Source organism: Kitasatospora sp. NPDC058190 (genome assembly GCF_042883685.1).
GTDB lineage: Bacteria > Actinomycetota > Actinomycetes > Streptomycetales > Streptomycetaceae > Kitasatospora.
This window is the reverse complement of the sequence record NZ_JBHVVI010000178.1, coordinates 1-14,205: the sequence shown is the minus strand read 5'-3', so window position 1 is coordinate 14,205 and position 14,205 is coordinate 1. Positions and strand designations below refer to the sequence as shown.

13 protein-coding genes are annotated in these 14,205 nt (G+C 71.4%); 4 read left to right on the top strand and 9 right to left on the bottom strand.

The genetic code is table 11. The features are described 5' to 3' along the window. Positions 1–191: 191 nt before the first annotated feature. The 5 genes from ACFVWU_RS41880 to ACFVWU_RS41860 form a co-directional block, all read right to left on the bottom strand. Entirely contained in the window at positions 192–341 is a 150-nt protein-coding gene (locus tag ACFVWU_RS41880) for a hypothetical protein (protein WP_387631308.1), read from the bottom strand. A 55-nt stretch (positions 342–396) separates the two neighbouring features. Then, complete coding sequence (locus ACFVWU_RS41875; protein ID WP_387631306.1) at positions 397–2,733, bottom strand: PAS domain S-box protein; 2,337 nt, start codon at positions 2,731–2,733, stop codon at positions 397–399. 330 nt (positions 2,734–3,063) lie between these two features. Further along, positions 3,064–3,501 carry a hypothetical protein gene (locus tag ACFVWU_RS41870; protein WP_387631303.1) on the bottom strand — a complete coding sequence of 146 codons (438 nt, stop codon included), beginning with the start codon at positions 3,499–3,501 and terminating at the stop codon, positions 3,064–3,066. Between the two features lie 34 nt (positions 3,502–3,535). Next, the gene (locus ACFVWU_RS41865; RefSeq protein WP_387631301.1) at positions 3,536–4,129 is read right to left on the bottom strand and encodes a class I SAM-dependent methyltransferase; all 594 of its coding nucleotides are present in this window, start codon (positions 4,127–4,129) and stop codon (positions 3,536–3,538) included. Between the two features lie 24 nt (positions 4,130–4,153). After that, positions 4,154–4,705 (bottom strand): helix-turn-helix domain-containing protein, encoded by a 552-nt coding sequence (locus ACFVWU_RS41860; RefSeq protein WP_387631299.1) that lies wholly within the window; start codon positions 4,703–4,705, stop codon positions 4,154–4,156. 308 nt (positions 4,706–5,013) lie between these two features. On the opposite strand from ACFVWU_RS41860, the gene ACFVWU_RS41855 reads away from it, so the two are divergent. Then, entirely contained in the window at positions 5,014–5,226 is a 213-nt protein-coding gene (locus tag ACFVWU_RS41855; protein WP_387631297.1) for a hypothetical protein, read from the top strand. A 97-nt stretch (positions 5,227–5,323) separates the two neighbouring features. Here ACFVWU_RS41855 and ACFVWU_RS41850 read toward each other — a convergent pair whose 3' ends face one another. From ACFVWU_RS41850 to ACFVWU_RS41840, 3 genes are all read right to left on the bottom strand, one after another. After that, on the bottom strand, positions 5,324–6,079 hold the full coding sequence (locus ACFVWU_RS41850; RefSeq protein ID WP_387631294.1) for an alpha/beta hydrolase: 756 nt from the start codon (positions 6,077–6,079) through the stop codon (positions 5,324–5,326). Positions 6,080–6,276: 197 nt separating this feature from the next. Further along, complete coding sequence (locus ACFVWU_RS41845; protein ID WP_387631292.1) at positions 6,277–6,972, bottom strand: aspartate/glutamate racemase family protein; 696 nt, start codon at positions 6,970–6,972, stop codon at positions 6,277–6,279. Positions 6,973–7,041: 69 nt separating this feature from the next. Next, positions 7,042–8,892 carry a CocE/NonD family hydrolase gene (locus ACFVWU_RS41840; RefSeq protein WP_387631290.1) on the bottom strand — a complete coding sequence of 617 codons (1,851 nt, stop codon included), beginning with the start codon at positions 8,890–8,892 and terminating at the stop codon, positions 7,042–7,044. A gap of 270 nt (positions 8,893–9,162) precedes the next feature. On the opposite strand from ACFVWU_RS41840, the gene ACFVWU_RS41835 reads away from it, so the two are divergent. Beyond that, entirely contained in the window at positions 9,163–10,278 is a 1,116-nt protein-coding gene (locus tag ACFVWU_RS41835) for a HoxN/HupN/NixA family nickel/cobalt transporter (RefSeq protein WP_387631287.1), read from the top strand. Between the two features lie 95 nt (positions 10,279–10,373). On the opposite strand, the gene ACFVWU_RS41830 is transcribed toward ACFVWU_RS41835, so the two are convergent. Beyond that, positions 10,374–11,312 (bottom strand): SGNH/GDSL hydrolase family protein, encoded by a 939-nt coding sequence (locus ACFVWU_RS41830; RefSeq protein WP_387631282.1) that lies wholly within the window; start codon positions 11,310–11,312, stop codon positions 10,374–10,376. A 296-nt stretch (positions 11,313–11,608) separates the two neighbouring features. On the opposite strand from ACFVWU_RS41830, the gene ACFVWU_RS41825 reads away from it, so the two are divergent. Both ACFVWU_RS41825 and tnpB read left to right on the top strand, forming a co-directional pair. After that, positions 11,609–13,264: an FAD-binding dehydrogenase gene (locus ACFVWU_RS41825; protein WP_387631281.1), complete on the top strand. Its 1,656-nt coding sequence runs from the start codon at positions 11,609–11,611 to the stop codon at positions 13,262–13,264. Positions 13,265–13,464: 200 nt separating this feature from the next. Next, positions 13,465–14,205: IS607 family element RNA-guided endonuclease TnpB (gene tnpB / locus ACFVWU_RS41820; protein ID WP_387631279.1), on the top strand; the 741-nt coding region annotated here is incomplete at its 3' end.

Here is a 14,205-nt window from a genome sequence, read left to right as displayed (position 1 = left end):
GGGGGGCGGCGGGGGGGGGGGGGGGGCCGCGGGGCTAGTGTGGTGTGGTGGGGGGGGCCGGTGGGGCGGTCGCGGTCCCCCCCCCGGGCGGGGCCGCCCCACCGCTCAGTGGCGATCAGAGGAGCCCGAAGTCGAACTGCGTGAGGACTTGCGCCAGGTGAGCTTCAGGGAAGCTGCGTTGGGGTGGAGCGTCATGTGAGCTTGTCTCTCTGGTCAGTGATGATGGCGAGCGAGTCGTCGAAACCGAGGGTGTCGGCCCTGATTGCGTCGAACTTCGCTCCGTAGATTTCTACGTCGGTGACCTCTTCGACCCAGAGGTTGCTCAAAGTGCCGTCCACCATGACGACATCTTCGAGGACGCGCGCCGACTGCCCGAGCTGATCGCCCGAGGAGCGGTCAAAGGCGCATCGTGAACCAGGTGGTCTTGCCGTCGTCGTCGGGCCGCACGCCCCATTCGTCGGCGAGGGCGTCGACGAGGGCGAGACCACGCCCGGACTCCTCCTCGCCGGTGGCCGGGCGCGGCTGCGGGAGTTGCGAGCTGCCGTCGCTGACCTCCACGGTGAAGGCGGTCGCGGTGCGGCGCAGCCGCAGCCCGATGGGGCCGTGGGCGTGTCGGACGGAGTTGGTGACCAGTTCGGACAGCAGGAGGATCACATCGTCCGTTCGGTGGTCGAATCCCCAGCCGGCGAGCGCCTTGCCGAGGAAGGCCCGGCCCTCGCGCACGGCGGCCGGGGCGTCCGGCAGGTCGGTGGCGGCGGTGGCGAGGGGCGGTTCGGGCATTCGGGCCAGCAGCAGGGTGACGTCGTCGTTGTGCCGGTGCGGGTCGGGCAGTAGTCCGGCGATGACGCGGTCGGCGGCGTTCTCCAGGTCGGCGCCGGTGGCGAACGCCCGGTCCAGGGCGCCGACCAGATCGGTGACCGCCGACTCGATGTCACCGCCGGGGGTCTCGATCAGCCCGTCGGTGTACAGGACGAGCGTGGAGCCCGGGGGCATGGCCGTGCGGGTCTGCTGGTGCGGGATGCCGCCGACGCCGAGCGGTGCGCTCACCAGGGTGGGCAGGGGGCGGAAGGCCTCGCCGGGGACGGCGACGAGCACCGGCAGGTGCCCGGCGGAGCAGACGATGACCTCGCCGCTGTCCGGGGCGATGACCAGGTAGCAGCAGGTGACGAGCTGCTCCGGGAGGTCCAGGTCGGTGACCATGGCGTCCAGGGCCTGCATCAGGCGGCGCGGTGGCATGCCGGTCTTGGCCAGCGCGTGGGCGGCGGAGCGCATCTGTCCCATCGCGGAGGCAGCCTCCAGGCCGCGGCCCATGACATCGCCGATCAGCACGCCGACCCGTCCGGCGCCGAGCGGGATGAGGTCGAACCAGTCGCCGCCGACGCCCGCCCCCTGGGTGGCCGGCAGGTACCGGCTGGCGGTGGCCAGCCCGGCGATCGCAGGCGGGGTGCCCATCAGGCTGCGCTGGAGGGTGAGGGCGATGTGCCGCTGCTGCTCGTACAGCGCGGTCAGTTCGGCCTCTGCCCGTTTGCGGTCGCTGATGTCCCGGACGATGGCGCACGCGCCGACCACGGTTCCGTCGGCGGTGCGGGTGGGCCACAGGGTGACGTCGACGTCGAGCAGTTTCCCGGAGCGGGTGAGGCGCAGGGTCTCGAAGTGCTCGACCTTCTCCCCCTTGCGCAGCCGCTGCAGCAGGGTCGCGATCTCGGCCCGGCGGGCGGCCGGGGCGAGCATGGTGATGGGGCGTCCGATGACCTCGCCGGTGGTGTAGCCGTAGAGCCGTTGGGCCGCGGCGTTCCAGTAGGTGATGCGCCCGTCGAGGGTCTTGGCGAGGATCGCGTCCTGCGAGGACTCGACGAGGGCGGCCAGCTCGGTGATGCGCGCCTCGGCGGCCTTGCGGTCGCTGACGTCGCGGACGGCGGCGGAGAAGAGCAGGCCGTCGGTGGTTTCGAGGGGGCTGAGGCTGATCTCGACGGGGAATTCGGTGCCGTCCTTGCGCAGGCCGTGGAGTTCGAGTCCGGCGCCCATGGGGCGGACCTGGCGGTTGGCGGCGTAGGCGTCGCGGTGGTGGGCGTGGTGGGTGCGGAAGCGGTGGGGGACGAGGAGTTCGACGGGGTGGCCGAGGAGTTCGTCGCGGCGGTAGCCGAAGAGGGCCTCGGTCTGGGCGTTGACGAGGGTGATGGTGCCGGTGTCGTCGACGATGACCATGGCGTCCGGGGCGGCCTCCAGCAGGGCGCGGAAGCGCTGTTCGGCGGCCTTGCGGTCGCTGACGTCGCGGACGGCGGCGGAGAAGAGCAGGCCGTCGGTGGTTTCGAGGGGGCTGAGGCTGATCTCGACGGGGAATTCGGTGCCGTCCTTGCGCAGGCCGTGGAGTTCGAGTCCGGCGCCCATGGGGCGGACCTGGCGGTTGGCGGCGTAGGCGTCGCGGTGGTGGGCGTGGTGGGTGCGGAAGCGGTGGGGGACGAGGAGTTCGACGGGGTGGCCGAGGAGTTCGTCGCGGCGGTAGCCGAAGAGGGCCTCGGTCTGGGCGTTGACGAGGGTGATGGTGCCGGTGTCGTCGACGATGACCATGGCGTCCGGGGCGGCCTCCAGCAGGCCGCGGAACCGTTCCTCCTCGCCGTCCTTCGGTGCACTGTCCGGAGTGTCCGCGGTAAGTCCGTTTCCGCTTGCCGTGGCTCCGTCATCCGGTTGGCGGGGCGGTTCGGACGTCGATGCTCTGCTCGTTGTGTCTTCCACGCCCGACCCCTTGCTCTCCTGTACGCGGCGTTGCGGACTCACCCCAGCGCATGATCGGACAGTAGGACCCTGCATGTTCGAAAATAAGTCGATGTTGGCATTTCTGGAGTGTTCCTGAGAATGATTGATCGAGGGCGGAGCGGTCTTGGCGGATCGGCGGGGGGAGTTGCCCCGGGGCATGCTGCGGTGCACCGGAATGACCGGTATGAGCCCGCAGGAGGCCCCGTCTTTCAGGAAGGGGAGAAAGTCACCATGGCCGGATGCCCTCGGGTTGCCGCGCCCCGCGTTCCTCCGGGTGCCCGGTGACGGCCGTTCGTGTCCGTTCGCGCCCTAGAAGGGCGGCCAGTCGGAGCCGGGCGGGGGAGTGACCTGCGGCCGCTGGCGCTTCTCGCCCTGCGGGTCCGTCGGCCAGCGCTGGTCGATGACGACTGCGGCCTCCTTGCAGGCCGTGCAGGCGTTGTCCCGGCCCGGCAGCCAGTAGTACGGGGAGGCGTGCATGCCCTCCTGCCGGATGCCGCACAGGGTGCTGCCGAAGTACCCGTAGGCATGGGCGACATCGGCGGGCAGGTGCTCCGACTCGGCCCGCTCCCAGCGCCACTGGGGCGGCTCGTAGCGCGGACGTGAGACCTCCTGGGCGTCGTGCCCGAACTCGGTCCACGCGTAGCACCAGGCGCAGAACCACCTCTCCTTCACCGGGAGGGCCCAGTCCGGCCGAGGTTCCGACACCGGCACCGGCCGCATCTCGTGGTCGCACACATCGCAGGTCACAGCCGAACTGTCCCAGGCGCCACTGACAGGGCGCTCAGGGCTTGGTCCAGGTCAGCGAGTAGCGCCGCAACACGTGCCACCGGTAGCGAGCCCCGGGCAGCACCCGCCCGGAAATCTCCCGCACCTCTCGGTAGCTCATCCCCGGCGCGGCCATCGGCATGCCCTCCGGTTCGCTCGCCCGCCGCACCGCCTTCACCGCCCGCACCAGCGGCGCGGCCGCGATCCGCCGGGCCCACTCCGCCGTCGACTCCTCCCGTGCCAGGCCGACCACCACCAGGGCCCCGCCGGGGCACAGTAGTTCCCGCATCCGGGTGAGGGCGGCCTCGAAGTCCATGTGGTGCACGGCGGTGACCGAGCAGACGAAGTCGAAGCCCTCGCCCGGCAGGTCGAGGGTGAGGAAGTCCCCCTCCAGAAAGGTGGGTTCGGGGTAGGCGGCCCGCGCCCGCGCGACCATCTCACCGGAGAGGTCCACTCCGACCACCCGCCCGCACCGCCGCGCCAGCCGCGCCGCCAACAGCCCGTCCCCGCACCCCACGTCCAGTGCCGCCCGGCACCCGGGCGGCACCGCCCGCAGGATCCCGGGGTGGCGGGCCACATTGGTGTTCCAGTACGGAGCTTCCCTGTGCATAACCCCCGCCAGGATTGTTCGACGTCACCGCTGGTTGTGGATCAGGTGCCTCATTGCCATTCGGGCCAGGTAGTCGATTGAATCAGCATGGGCGCCGGACCTGAGGGCTTCCGCTTCAAGCGCTGTGACGATCCTGTTGCCGAGTTCGACCGATGGGATCCGATGGCCGGAGAGGATCTCCGACAGGGATGAGCGGCTGACCCCGCTCAGGAACTCGAGCTCCCGCAGTGCGGTGTTCCCCGCGGAGGCTCGCAGGACTTTCAGGGTCGCTGCGAACCCGAGGACGGAACGCGCTCTGTCCCGCGCGAGTAGTGGGCCGGCGGGATGCTCGACGGTGAGCAGCTCAAGCTCGCTCAGCGCCTGTTGTATGGCTGCGTCGAGGTGCCTTTCGTTCGTCGTGTAGCTGACGTTTGCCTCTGTGTGCAGTGCGTCCTCGGTGAGGCTCCGGCGCGCCATCCACTCCGACTCGTCTCCTCCCCAGGCGGCGACGATCTTCGCCAGCGTCTTGCGGCTGGGCAGGCGCTTGCCGTTGAGGGCGGCGTAGACCGTGGAGGCGGCGATGCCATGGGACGTCACCAACTCCTCCACCGTGGCCGCCGTGACGGGTGCCCGGTCGCGGAGGGCCCGCAGGGCGGCCGCGAACTCGGCGAGCGGGCTCCCGGTGGGGAGGGGTGGTAGATGGCGCCCCATAGTTCTGGTTACTCCTCTTTTCTGAGCGTTCTGTTCTGCTTAGAGCTGGATAGAACAACTAACAGCTCACCGTCAAAATGCCTGTACAGCATGCATGTTGATGTGTTTGACGGTACCGCTTTCCGGCCTCTACTGTCCGAGGCTATCGGACAAGACGCCGGACAGATGCCCGGCTGCACAGAGGAGTTGGCGCAGTGGGCCTGACGGTCGGAATGCGCATCGCGATGATGGTCATCGCGGCGCTGGTCTCGGTACTCGTCGGCATCGGGGCGGGGCTGCTGGCGCGCGGTGACGGGACGAGCCCGCGGGCGTCGGTGTTGCGGGCGGGTGGGGCGTTCGCCGTGGCGATGACGCTGCTGGTGGGGGTGCTGACCGCGGTGGGGGCGTTCTCGCAGGGGAGTGCCTGAGGTGTCCGGCCTGCTGTGCGACCGCCGACGCCATGGGTGACGAGGCGCATGTGAAGCGGCCGGCGCCCGGCCGTGGGAGCCGGGCGCCGAGGGTGAGTCAGCTGCTCCGCGGCAGGTGGCGGGCGAAGAAGCGGGCGGCGCTGTCGGCCTCGAAGCGGGGGAGTTCCTTGTGCTTGCCCGAGTTCACATGCAGCGACTTCTCCTTCGAGGCGAAGGCGTCGAACAGTGCGAGGCCGGCCTCACGGGTGATGTGCTCGTCGTCCCACTGCATGTCGTACTCGATCGGGATGGTGATCCGCTTGGCCTTCTCGGCCAGGGTGTCGGGCCAGTGCTGGCCGAAGACCGCGGCGGTGATCCGGGGTTCGGTGGCCACGAACGGCAGTCCGATCGCGGTGCCCATGTTGATTCCCCAGAAGCCGACCGGCCCGTCGGCGCCGATCTCCGGCAGCTCCTGGAGGGCGTCCAGGGCGGCCCGGTACTCGGGTACGGCGAGGTCGGCGAGGTGGTCGTTGTAGCGGACGACGATCGGGCCTTCCGGTTCGCCGGCCGCCCGGGCCCGGAACAGCTCGGCGATTTCGGCCTCGTCGTGTGCCGTTCGCGGCCGGTCGCCGTGGCCGGGTGCGTCGAGGACGGCGACGTGGAAGCCGCAGCCGGTCACGAGGAGTCGGGCGCGGCCGGACATGGCCGGGTGCTTCTTGTGGTTGCCGCCGCCGTGGGCCATCAGGACCAGGGGTGCGCGGTCGGCCGCGGCGGAGGCCGGCGACCAGAGGACGCCGGGGACGTCGCCCAGGGTGAAGCCACGTTCGCGGATGCCGTTCGAGGGCGAGTCAGAGGTGAACTGGAGAGAGTACATAGCGTGTTGCCTTTCGGGGATGCCCAAACGTGTTCAGGGGCTCCCGGCGGACAGCTATGTCTATCGCCCGACCGTGACGGAGAGGGGGAGCACCCACATCGATACAGCGTTCATGGGGGTCTCACCTCCTCGTTCGGTGTCGCGGTCGAGGGAGATCCTGCAGCCTGGACGGCCCCTGGCGCAAGCCCGTTTTCTCCTCACCGGCCGTCAAGTGCCGCTGCCACGGCAGCCTCCGCATGCAGACGAGCGGTGGGGAACACCGGGACCGGGCTGTCCTCGGCCCGGACCAGGAGTTCGATCTCGGTGCAGCCGAGGACGATCCCCTCCGCCCCGGCCGCCACCAGCTCCTCGATCACCCGCCGGTAGGCCGCCCGGGACTCCTCCCGGACCTCCCCGACGCACAGCTCCTGGTAGATCACCCGGTGGACCAGGGCGCGCGAATCCGCCTCCGGCACCAGGACGTCCAGTCCGCCGGAGGCCAACCGCCCCCGGTAGAAGTCCTGTTCCATCGTGAACGCCGTCCCCAGCAGCCCCACCCGCCGAACGCCCGCCGCCCGGACGGCTGCCGCCGTGGCATCGGCCAGGTGCAGCAGCGGCACGGAGACCGCCGCCGCGACCTGGTCGGCGACCTTGTGCATGGTGTTGGTGCAGATCAGCAGCAGGTCCGCGCCCGCCGCCTCCAGTGAGCGCGCCGCGCCGGCCAGGATCGAGCCGGCCTCCTCCCATCGCCCCGCCGCCTGCAACTGCTCGATCTCGGCGAAGTCCACCGAGTAGAGCACCAGTTGGGCGGAGTGCAGCCCGCCCAGCCGGTCCCGGGTGAGCTCGTTCAGCAGGCGGTAGTACTCGGCGGTGGATTCCCAGCTCATGCCGCCGATCAGTCCGAGGGTCTTCATGGGCCAGTTATAAGCCAGATTCGAGCATCGAGGCAAGCATATAAGAATACCTTTGAGATGTTCCCGGTCCTACCGCGGCACCCGGTGCTGCCACTCCCGGGCGAACACCACTGACCCCGCCTCCAGCGCCCGCAGCTGCACGATGCTGATGAAGTGCCCGGCGTCGCACCGCAGTTGGGTGCGGGTCTGGACGGTGACGTCCCAGCCGATGTCCGGCCGTTCCAGCCGCACCGTGTGGTCCGTACGGGCCTGGGCGCTGAGCGGGGCGCCGGTGAGCACGCGGTACGCGGTGACGGTGTGCTCGTCGCGGACCAGCCCGTCGGGGTGGGTGCGGGTGCCGTCGGTGGCGGGGGAGAGCTCGATGCGCCACTCGTGGCGGCCGATGTCGTGGATGGTGACGTGCTCGGGCCGGGCGGTGAGCGGCTCGGTGAGGTGGATGTCCAGCGGGTCGGGCAGCGAGGGCGCCCCGAAGGTGACGGGCGCGACGCCGGCGTCCGCGGCGAGGTGGCGCACGGGCAGGCCGAGGGTGGAGCGGGACGGGTCGAGGGCGTACCCGGTGTCGTCGGCGGACGGCCACACCCACGGCCAGTAGACGGAGGAGAGGGCGAGTCGCAGCCGGTGTCCGGCCGCAACGGTGGCCGCGCAGGCGGCGAGCTCGACCTCGGCGTCCGGCCCGGTGGCGGTCAGCACGCCCCGGGTGAGCAGCTGCGAGGTGCCGTCCGGGCCGACCGTGCAGAGCCGGGCCACGACCTGGACGGACCCGCCGTCCTCGCGCGGCCGAAGCCGCAGCCGTGCCGTCGGGGCGCCGAGCAGCTCGATCGGCTCGGGCAGCGGCAGGGAGTCGAAGCAGACCGAGCGGCCGTCCTCCTCGCGCTGGTCCGGTGGTTGGTCGGCGGGGCGGCCGTGCGGGACGTAGGCGCCGGCGTTGAGGCCGGTGTGCTGCGGGGAGCGGACGTGGACGTAGCGGTCGTCGGAGGCGGTGCCGGCGGTGCGCAGCTGGCCGTCCAGGTCGTAGTGGATCTCCCGGACGTCGGGGGAGGGCCAGCTGTCCGCGCCGGTCCAGCGGGTGCTGATCCAGCTGCGCAGGGCCGGTTCCTTGAGGGCGCCGGTGTCGACGCCGCGCAGCCAGTGGTCCCACCAGCGCAGGGTCTCGGGCAGGGCGGCCTCGGGCAGGCCGTGCGGCCAGGGGCCGAGCAGGGCGTGCGCGGTGGGGGACTCGGCCAGCAGGCGCAGCACGAAGGAGCAGGACGGGTCGCCCCAGCCGGCGACCGCGAACACCGGGACGGAGACCGGCACGGTGGTGTCCCCGGCGGCGAGCCAGGCGTCGACCGGGGGTTCCAGCGACTCCAGCCGGGCCAGCCAGCCGGGCCGCCAGGCGTCGCCGGTGTGCCGGGGGTCCGGTGGGAGGGCGGCGTCGGCGATCAGGGCGGTGAGCCGGGTGTGCAGGTCGGCGGCGAGGACGGCGCCGCCGAGCCGGTGGCCGCCCTCGGGGCAGCCGACGACCACCGCGCCGACGGTGTTCGGGGTGCGGGCGGCGAGCCGCAGCGCGGTGGTGGCGGCCGCGCCGACGCCGAGCAGGCCGACCCGGCCGTTGCACCAGGGGCGGCGGGCGAGCCAGTCGACGACGGCGGTGCCGTCGGTGAGTTCCTGCTCGCCGTCGGGTTCGGCGGGCAGGCCGCCGGAGTTGCCGTGGCCCCGGGTGTCGACCCGGACGGTGGCGTAGCCGTGGCCGGCGTACCAGGGGTGGCGGCGGGCGTCCTCGGCGGCGGTGCGGTCGGAGAGGCGGCCGGCCGAGTACTCCAGCAGGGCCGGGACGGGCTCGTCGCTGACCGGGCGCCACAGCCGGGCCGCCAACTGGGTGCCGTCGGGCAGCGGGATGCGGACGTCCTCGCGGGTGGTGTGGAAGGGGTACGACGGCATGGCCGCTCCCATCGGGTACCGGGCCGGTGAGCGCCGAGCGGCCCGCGGCGCGTACGGGGTCGCGCCGCGGGCTGTCGGCATTCCGACCCTAGGGGAGGAAGCGGTGGATTTCCTGACGAGCTGGGCGAAGTGGCTGTGCCTGGCTCGGTCGGGCGGTGGCGTTGAGGAGCGGGGCGGAGACCGAGCCGTAATTGCGTATGACTTGCAACTACTCGCCCCAAGGGGGAAGGATGGCCCAGCTTCGCCCGCAGCACCCGAAAGGACCCCAGGATGTCCAGCGCCGACGCAGGTGCCCCGCCCGTCAGATGGCGCGACCGGCTCACCCGTGAGGAGTGGATGCGCCTGGCCGGGATGGGCGGCTTCATCCTGGCGCTGCACGTGGTCGGCTGGTTCACCCTGCTGGCGCTGGTCGCGCCGGAGCACTACGACGTCGGCGGCCAGGTCTTCGGCGCGGGCATGGGCCTGACCGCCTACACCCTCGGCATGCGGCACGCCTTCGACGCGGACCACATCGCGGCGATCGACAACACCACCCGCAAGCTGATGGGCCAGGGCAAGCGGCCGCTGTCGGTCGGCTTCTGGTTCTCGCTGGGGCACTCCTCGATCGTCTTCGGCCTCTGCGCGCTGCTCGCCTTCGGCATCCGCTCGCTCGCCGACCAGGTGGAGGCGGACGACTCGACCCTGCACCGGATGACCGGTCTGATCGGCACCGCCGTCTCCGGCTCCTTCCTGCTGCTGCTCGGCCTGATCAACCTGGGCGCGTTCAACGGCATCCTCAAGGTGTTCCGCCGGATGCGCGAGGGCGAGTACGACGAGGCCGAGCTGGAGCGCCAGTTGGAGCGGCGCGGGCTGATGAACCGGATCCTCGGCAAGGTCACCCGGGCGGTCACCAAGTCCTGGCACATGTACCCGGTGGGCCTGCTGTTCGGCCTGGGCTTCGACACCGCCACCGAGGTGTCGCTGCTGGTGCTGGCGGGCGGCGCGGCGGCGTTCTCGCTGCCCTGGTACGCCCTGCTGACCCTGCCGATCCTGTTCGCGGCCGGGATGAGCCTGCTGGACACCATCGACGGCTCGTTCATGAACTTCGCCTACGAGTGGGCGTTCTCCAAGCCGGTCCGCAAGATCTACTACAACCTGACCGTCACCGGTCTGTCGGTGCTGGTCGCGCTGGTCATCGGCCTGATCGAGCTGATCGGTCTGATCGGCGAGAAGCTGGACATCACCAGCGGCCCGATCGCCTGGATCGGCGCGCTGGACCTCAACTTCGTCGGCTACGCGATCGTCGGCCTGTTCGTGCTGACCTGGATCGGCGCGATCGCGTTCTGGAAGTTCGGCAAGGTCGAGGAGAAGTGGTCGGCGGGGCTGGCCGCGGCCGAGTCGGAGTGACCGGCGGGAAAGCGCCCTCCACGAATCCGGGGGGCCGGTGACCGGGGTCTGGTCACCGGCCCCTCGGGGCTTTTCGGGGCGTGCGGGACGGACCGCTACCGCAGGGCGGCGAGCACCGCGTCCGCCATCACCTTCTCGCCGGTCGCGTTCGGGTGGAACGGCACGGCGGGCGAGCCGGGCAGCGCGCCCTCGATCCAGCGGTCGTCCGAGCAGACGTCGTGCCCGAGGGTCGGCGTCGCGGTGTCCACGTACGTCGCGCCGCCCGCCGCCGCCGTGGACTTGAGGGCGGCGTTCAGCTTGTTGAGCACGCCGTACATGTACTCGACGTCGCCCGGCGTCACCGGCTGGCGCAGGACGCACGTCGAGCCGTCGGCGGGCAGCACGGACGGGTAACCGACCAGCAGCACCTTGGCCTTGGGGGCCTTGGCGTGGATCTGCTGCAGGGTGGTGGCGATCTGCGGGGCGATCGTGGTGGTGATCCGCTCGGCCAGGTCGTCGTTGCCGTACTGCCAGGACCAGGTGTTCCAGTCCCAGTAGCCGTGGTGGTAGACGTCCTTGCAGGGCGTGCCGAGCGGGTTGACCACCGCGCCGGCGATGCAGGTGGCGACCAGTTCGCCGAGACCGAGGTCGCTGGAGGCGAGGTCGTTGCCGCCGATGCCGAGGGTGACCAGGTCGGTGTCGCCGGTCACCGAGTCCAGCTGCGGGTCATTGACGCGGATGAAGGCGTCGTACTGCGGCTGCGTCATCGCCTTGACCTTGGCGGCCGCGCAGGTGACGTCGGTGTACGCGCCGGCCTTGAGCGCGGCGGCGACCAGGTGGCCGTAGTTGTGGTCGGAGCGCAGGCACAGTCCGGCCGACTGGCCGGGCACCCCGGCGCCGGCGGCGTAGGAGTCGCCGAGGGCCACGTAGTGCTTCGGCGCCGCGGTGGCGGCCTGGGCGGTGGTGGAGGTGAGCGCGAGGGCGGCGCCGAGGGCGACCGCGGCGAGCGCGGTGGAATTGCGGAGTCGCCGGGAATTCCGGGCAGGGCGGAGCACGGTTCCTCCTGGGGGAGAGAAACGACGGGTGGGGGTCGTGCCGAGCCGGGCCACAGCTACTCGCAGGTAAGTTACTGCCAGGTTTCGCGCACGTCCATCGTTCCGGCGGAAATTCCGGAAATTCCGTCAGATGGCACTGGGTGACATTTCGAATTCCGCTCCACCGCGTATCGGAGATATTTCCGAAACGGGGTGGAGCGGAATTCATGCCGGCGCTTGTTACCGACCGGTTGACCGGGCGTCACCCCAGGCCGCACTATCGGCGCACACCGACAGCCGCGACGGAGGACTGCGCAATGGCCCTGGACGCCGACGTCATCGTCATCGGAGCGGGACTCGCCGGCCTCGCCGCCACCGCCGAACTCGCCGACGCCGGACAGAAGGTGATCCTGCTCGACCAGGAACCCGCCGCCTCGCTCGGCGGCCAGGCGCACTGGTCCTTCGGCGGCCTCTTCCTGGTCGACTCGCCCGAGCAGCGCCGGATGCGCATCCGCGACTCGCACGCGCTCGCCCGTCAGGACTGGCTCGGCACCGCCGGCTTCGACCGGCCCGAGGACGCCTGGCCGCGCCGCTGGGCCGAGGCCTACGTCGACTTCGCGGCCGGCGAGAAACGCTCCTGGCTGCACGGCATGGGCGTGCGGTTCTTCCCGGTGGTCGGCTGGGCCGAGCGCGGCGGCTTCCTCGCCGACGGGCCCGGCAACTCGGTGCCGCGCTTCCACATCACCTGGGGCACCGGGCCCGGGCTGCTCGCCCCCTTCGTCCGGCGGGTCCGCTCCGCCGCCGCCCGCGGGCTGGTCGACCTGCGCTTCCGGCACCGGGTCACCGGGCTGACCGCCACCGCGGGCACCACCGACACCGTTACCGGCGAGGTGCTGGTCCCCAGCCCGGCGGGCCGCGGCGAGGCCAGCTCGCGCGAGGTCGCCGGGAGCTTCGAACTGCGCGCCCAGGCCGTGGTCGTCACCTCCGGCGGCATCGGCGGCAACCACGACCTGGTCCGCAAGGCCTGGCCCGCCCGGCTCGGCACCCCGCCCGCCAAGCTGCTCTCCGGGGTGCCCGCGCACGTCGACGGCCTGATGCTGGAGATCACCGGGCGGGCGGGCGGCAACCTGATCAACGGCGACCGGATGTGGCACTACACCGAGGGCATCGAGAACTGGGACCCGATCTGGGCCCGGCACGGCATCCGCATCCTGCCCGGCCCCTCCTCGCTCTGGCTGGACGCCCGCGGCCGGCGACTGCCCGCCCCGCTCTTCCCCGGCTTCGACACCCTTGGCACACTCGAACACATCATGGCGAGCGGCCACGAGCACACCTGGTTCGTGCTCAACCAGCGCATCATCGAGAAGGAGTTCACCCTCTCCGGCTCCGAACAGAACCCCGACCTCACCGGAAAATCCGTGCGCGGGGTGCTCGGACGGGCGCTGCCCGGCGCCCCCGGCCCGGTCCAGGGGCACCTGCGGCACGGGCCCGACTTCGTGGTCGCCGGCAACCTCGCCGACCTCGCCCGGGGCATGAACGCCAAGACCCGCGAACCGCTGATCGACCCGGACGAACTGCGCCGCACCGTCGAGGACCGCGACCGGCAGGTGGCCAACCCCTTCGCCAAGGACCTCCAGATCACCGCCATCCAGGGCGCCCGCCGCTACCTCGGCGACAAGCTCGTGCGCACCGTCGCCCCGCACCGCATCCTCGACCCGGCCGCCGCCCCGCTGATCGCCGTCCGGCTCAACATCCTGACCCGCAAGTCGCTCGGCGGACTGGAGACCGACCTGTCCTCGCGGGTGCTGCGCCCGGACGGCGAGGCGCTGCCCGGCGTCTACGCGGCGGGCGAGGCGGCCGGCTTCGGCGGCGGGGGAGTGCACGGCTACCGCTCCCTGGAGGGGACCTTCCTCGGCGGCTGCCTGTTCTCCGGGCGCACGGCGGGCCGGGCGGCGGCGGAGGCGGTGGCTTAGCGGCCCTCGGCGGTACGGGCGTTGACGGTTGGGGCTTCGGCGGTACGGGCGTCGGCTCCCCGGCTGTCAGGCGCCCCGTACGCCGTCGCGGTGCGCCCCCTCCCCCGTCGAGGATGGCCAACTGTTGTCAATTTCATCAGAATTCCTCAATATTTCGGGCATTTCGCCTGGCTGCCGGTGGTGGGCGGTACGGTCGTCTGGTGATCGTGACGCAGGCGTACCGCTTCGCGCTCGACCCGACTGGGCGTCAGGTCGGTGCGTTTCTGCGGCATGCCGGGGCGGCGCGGGTGGCCTACAACTGGGCGCTCGCGCGGGTGAAGGCGAACCTGTCCCAGCGGGAGGCGGAGAAGTCCTACGGCATCGAGGATCTGACGCCATCGTTCGGCTGGTCGATGTACTCCCTGCGCAAGGCGTGGAACCAGGCCAAGGACGATGTAGCGCCGTGGTGGGCCCAGTGCTCCAAAGAGGCCTACATCACCGGTCTGGAGCAGCTCGCCACGGGGCTGAAGAACTGGTCCGACTCCAGGAGGGGCGGGCGCAGGGGCCGTCCGATGGGCTTTCCGCGCTTCAAATCGAAGAACAAGGCCGTCAAGTCCTGCCGGTTCACCACCGGCGCCATCCGCCTGGAGGGGCGCACGCACGTCGTGCTGCCGGTGCTCGGCCGGATCAAGACGCACGAATCCACCCGCAAGCTGGCCCGCCGGATGGAGAACGGCACCGCGCGGATCAAGTCCGCGACCGTGCGCCTGGACGCCGGACGCTGGTACGTCTCGTTCACGGTCGAGGTCGAACGCAGCGACCCCACGCCGAGGCGGCCGGAGGCGGTGGTCGGCGTCGATCTCGGCGTGAAGACCCTCGCGGTGTTCTCCGACGGCCGGCCCCCGGCCGGGAATCCGAAACACTACGACCACGCCCTAAGGAAACTCCGGCGCCTGTCCCGC

Coding starts and splice junctions, on each gene's coding strand:
- ACFVWU_RS41880 (WP_387631308.1), bottom strand. CDS start 341: ATGGTGGACGGCACTTTGAGCAACCTCTGGGTCGAAGAGGTCACCGAC.
- ACFVWU_RS41865 (WP_387631301.1), bottom strand. CDS start 4,129: ATGCACAGGGAAGCTCCGTACTGGAACACCAATGTGGCCCGCCACCCC.
- ACFVWU_RS41850 (WP_387631294.1), bottom strand. CDS start 6,079: ATGTACTCTCTCCAGTTCACCTCTGACTCGCCCTCGAACGGCATCCGC.
- ACFVWU_RS41845 (WP_387631292.1), bottom strand. CDS start 6,972: ATGAAGACCCTCGGACTGATCGGCGGCATGAGCTGGGAATCCACCGCC.
- ACFVWU_RS41840 (WP_387631290.1), bottom strand. CDS start 8,892: ATGCCGTCGTACCCCTTCCACACCACCCGCGAGGACGTCCGCATCCCG.
- ACFVWU_RS41835 (WP_387631287.1), top strand. CDS start 9,163: ATGTCCAGCGCCGACGCAGGTGCCCCGCCCGTCAGATGGCGCGACCGG.
- ACFVWU_RS41825 (WP_387631281.1), top strand. CDS start 11,609: ATGGCCCTGGACGCCGACGTCATCGTCATCGGAGCGGGACTCGCCGGC.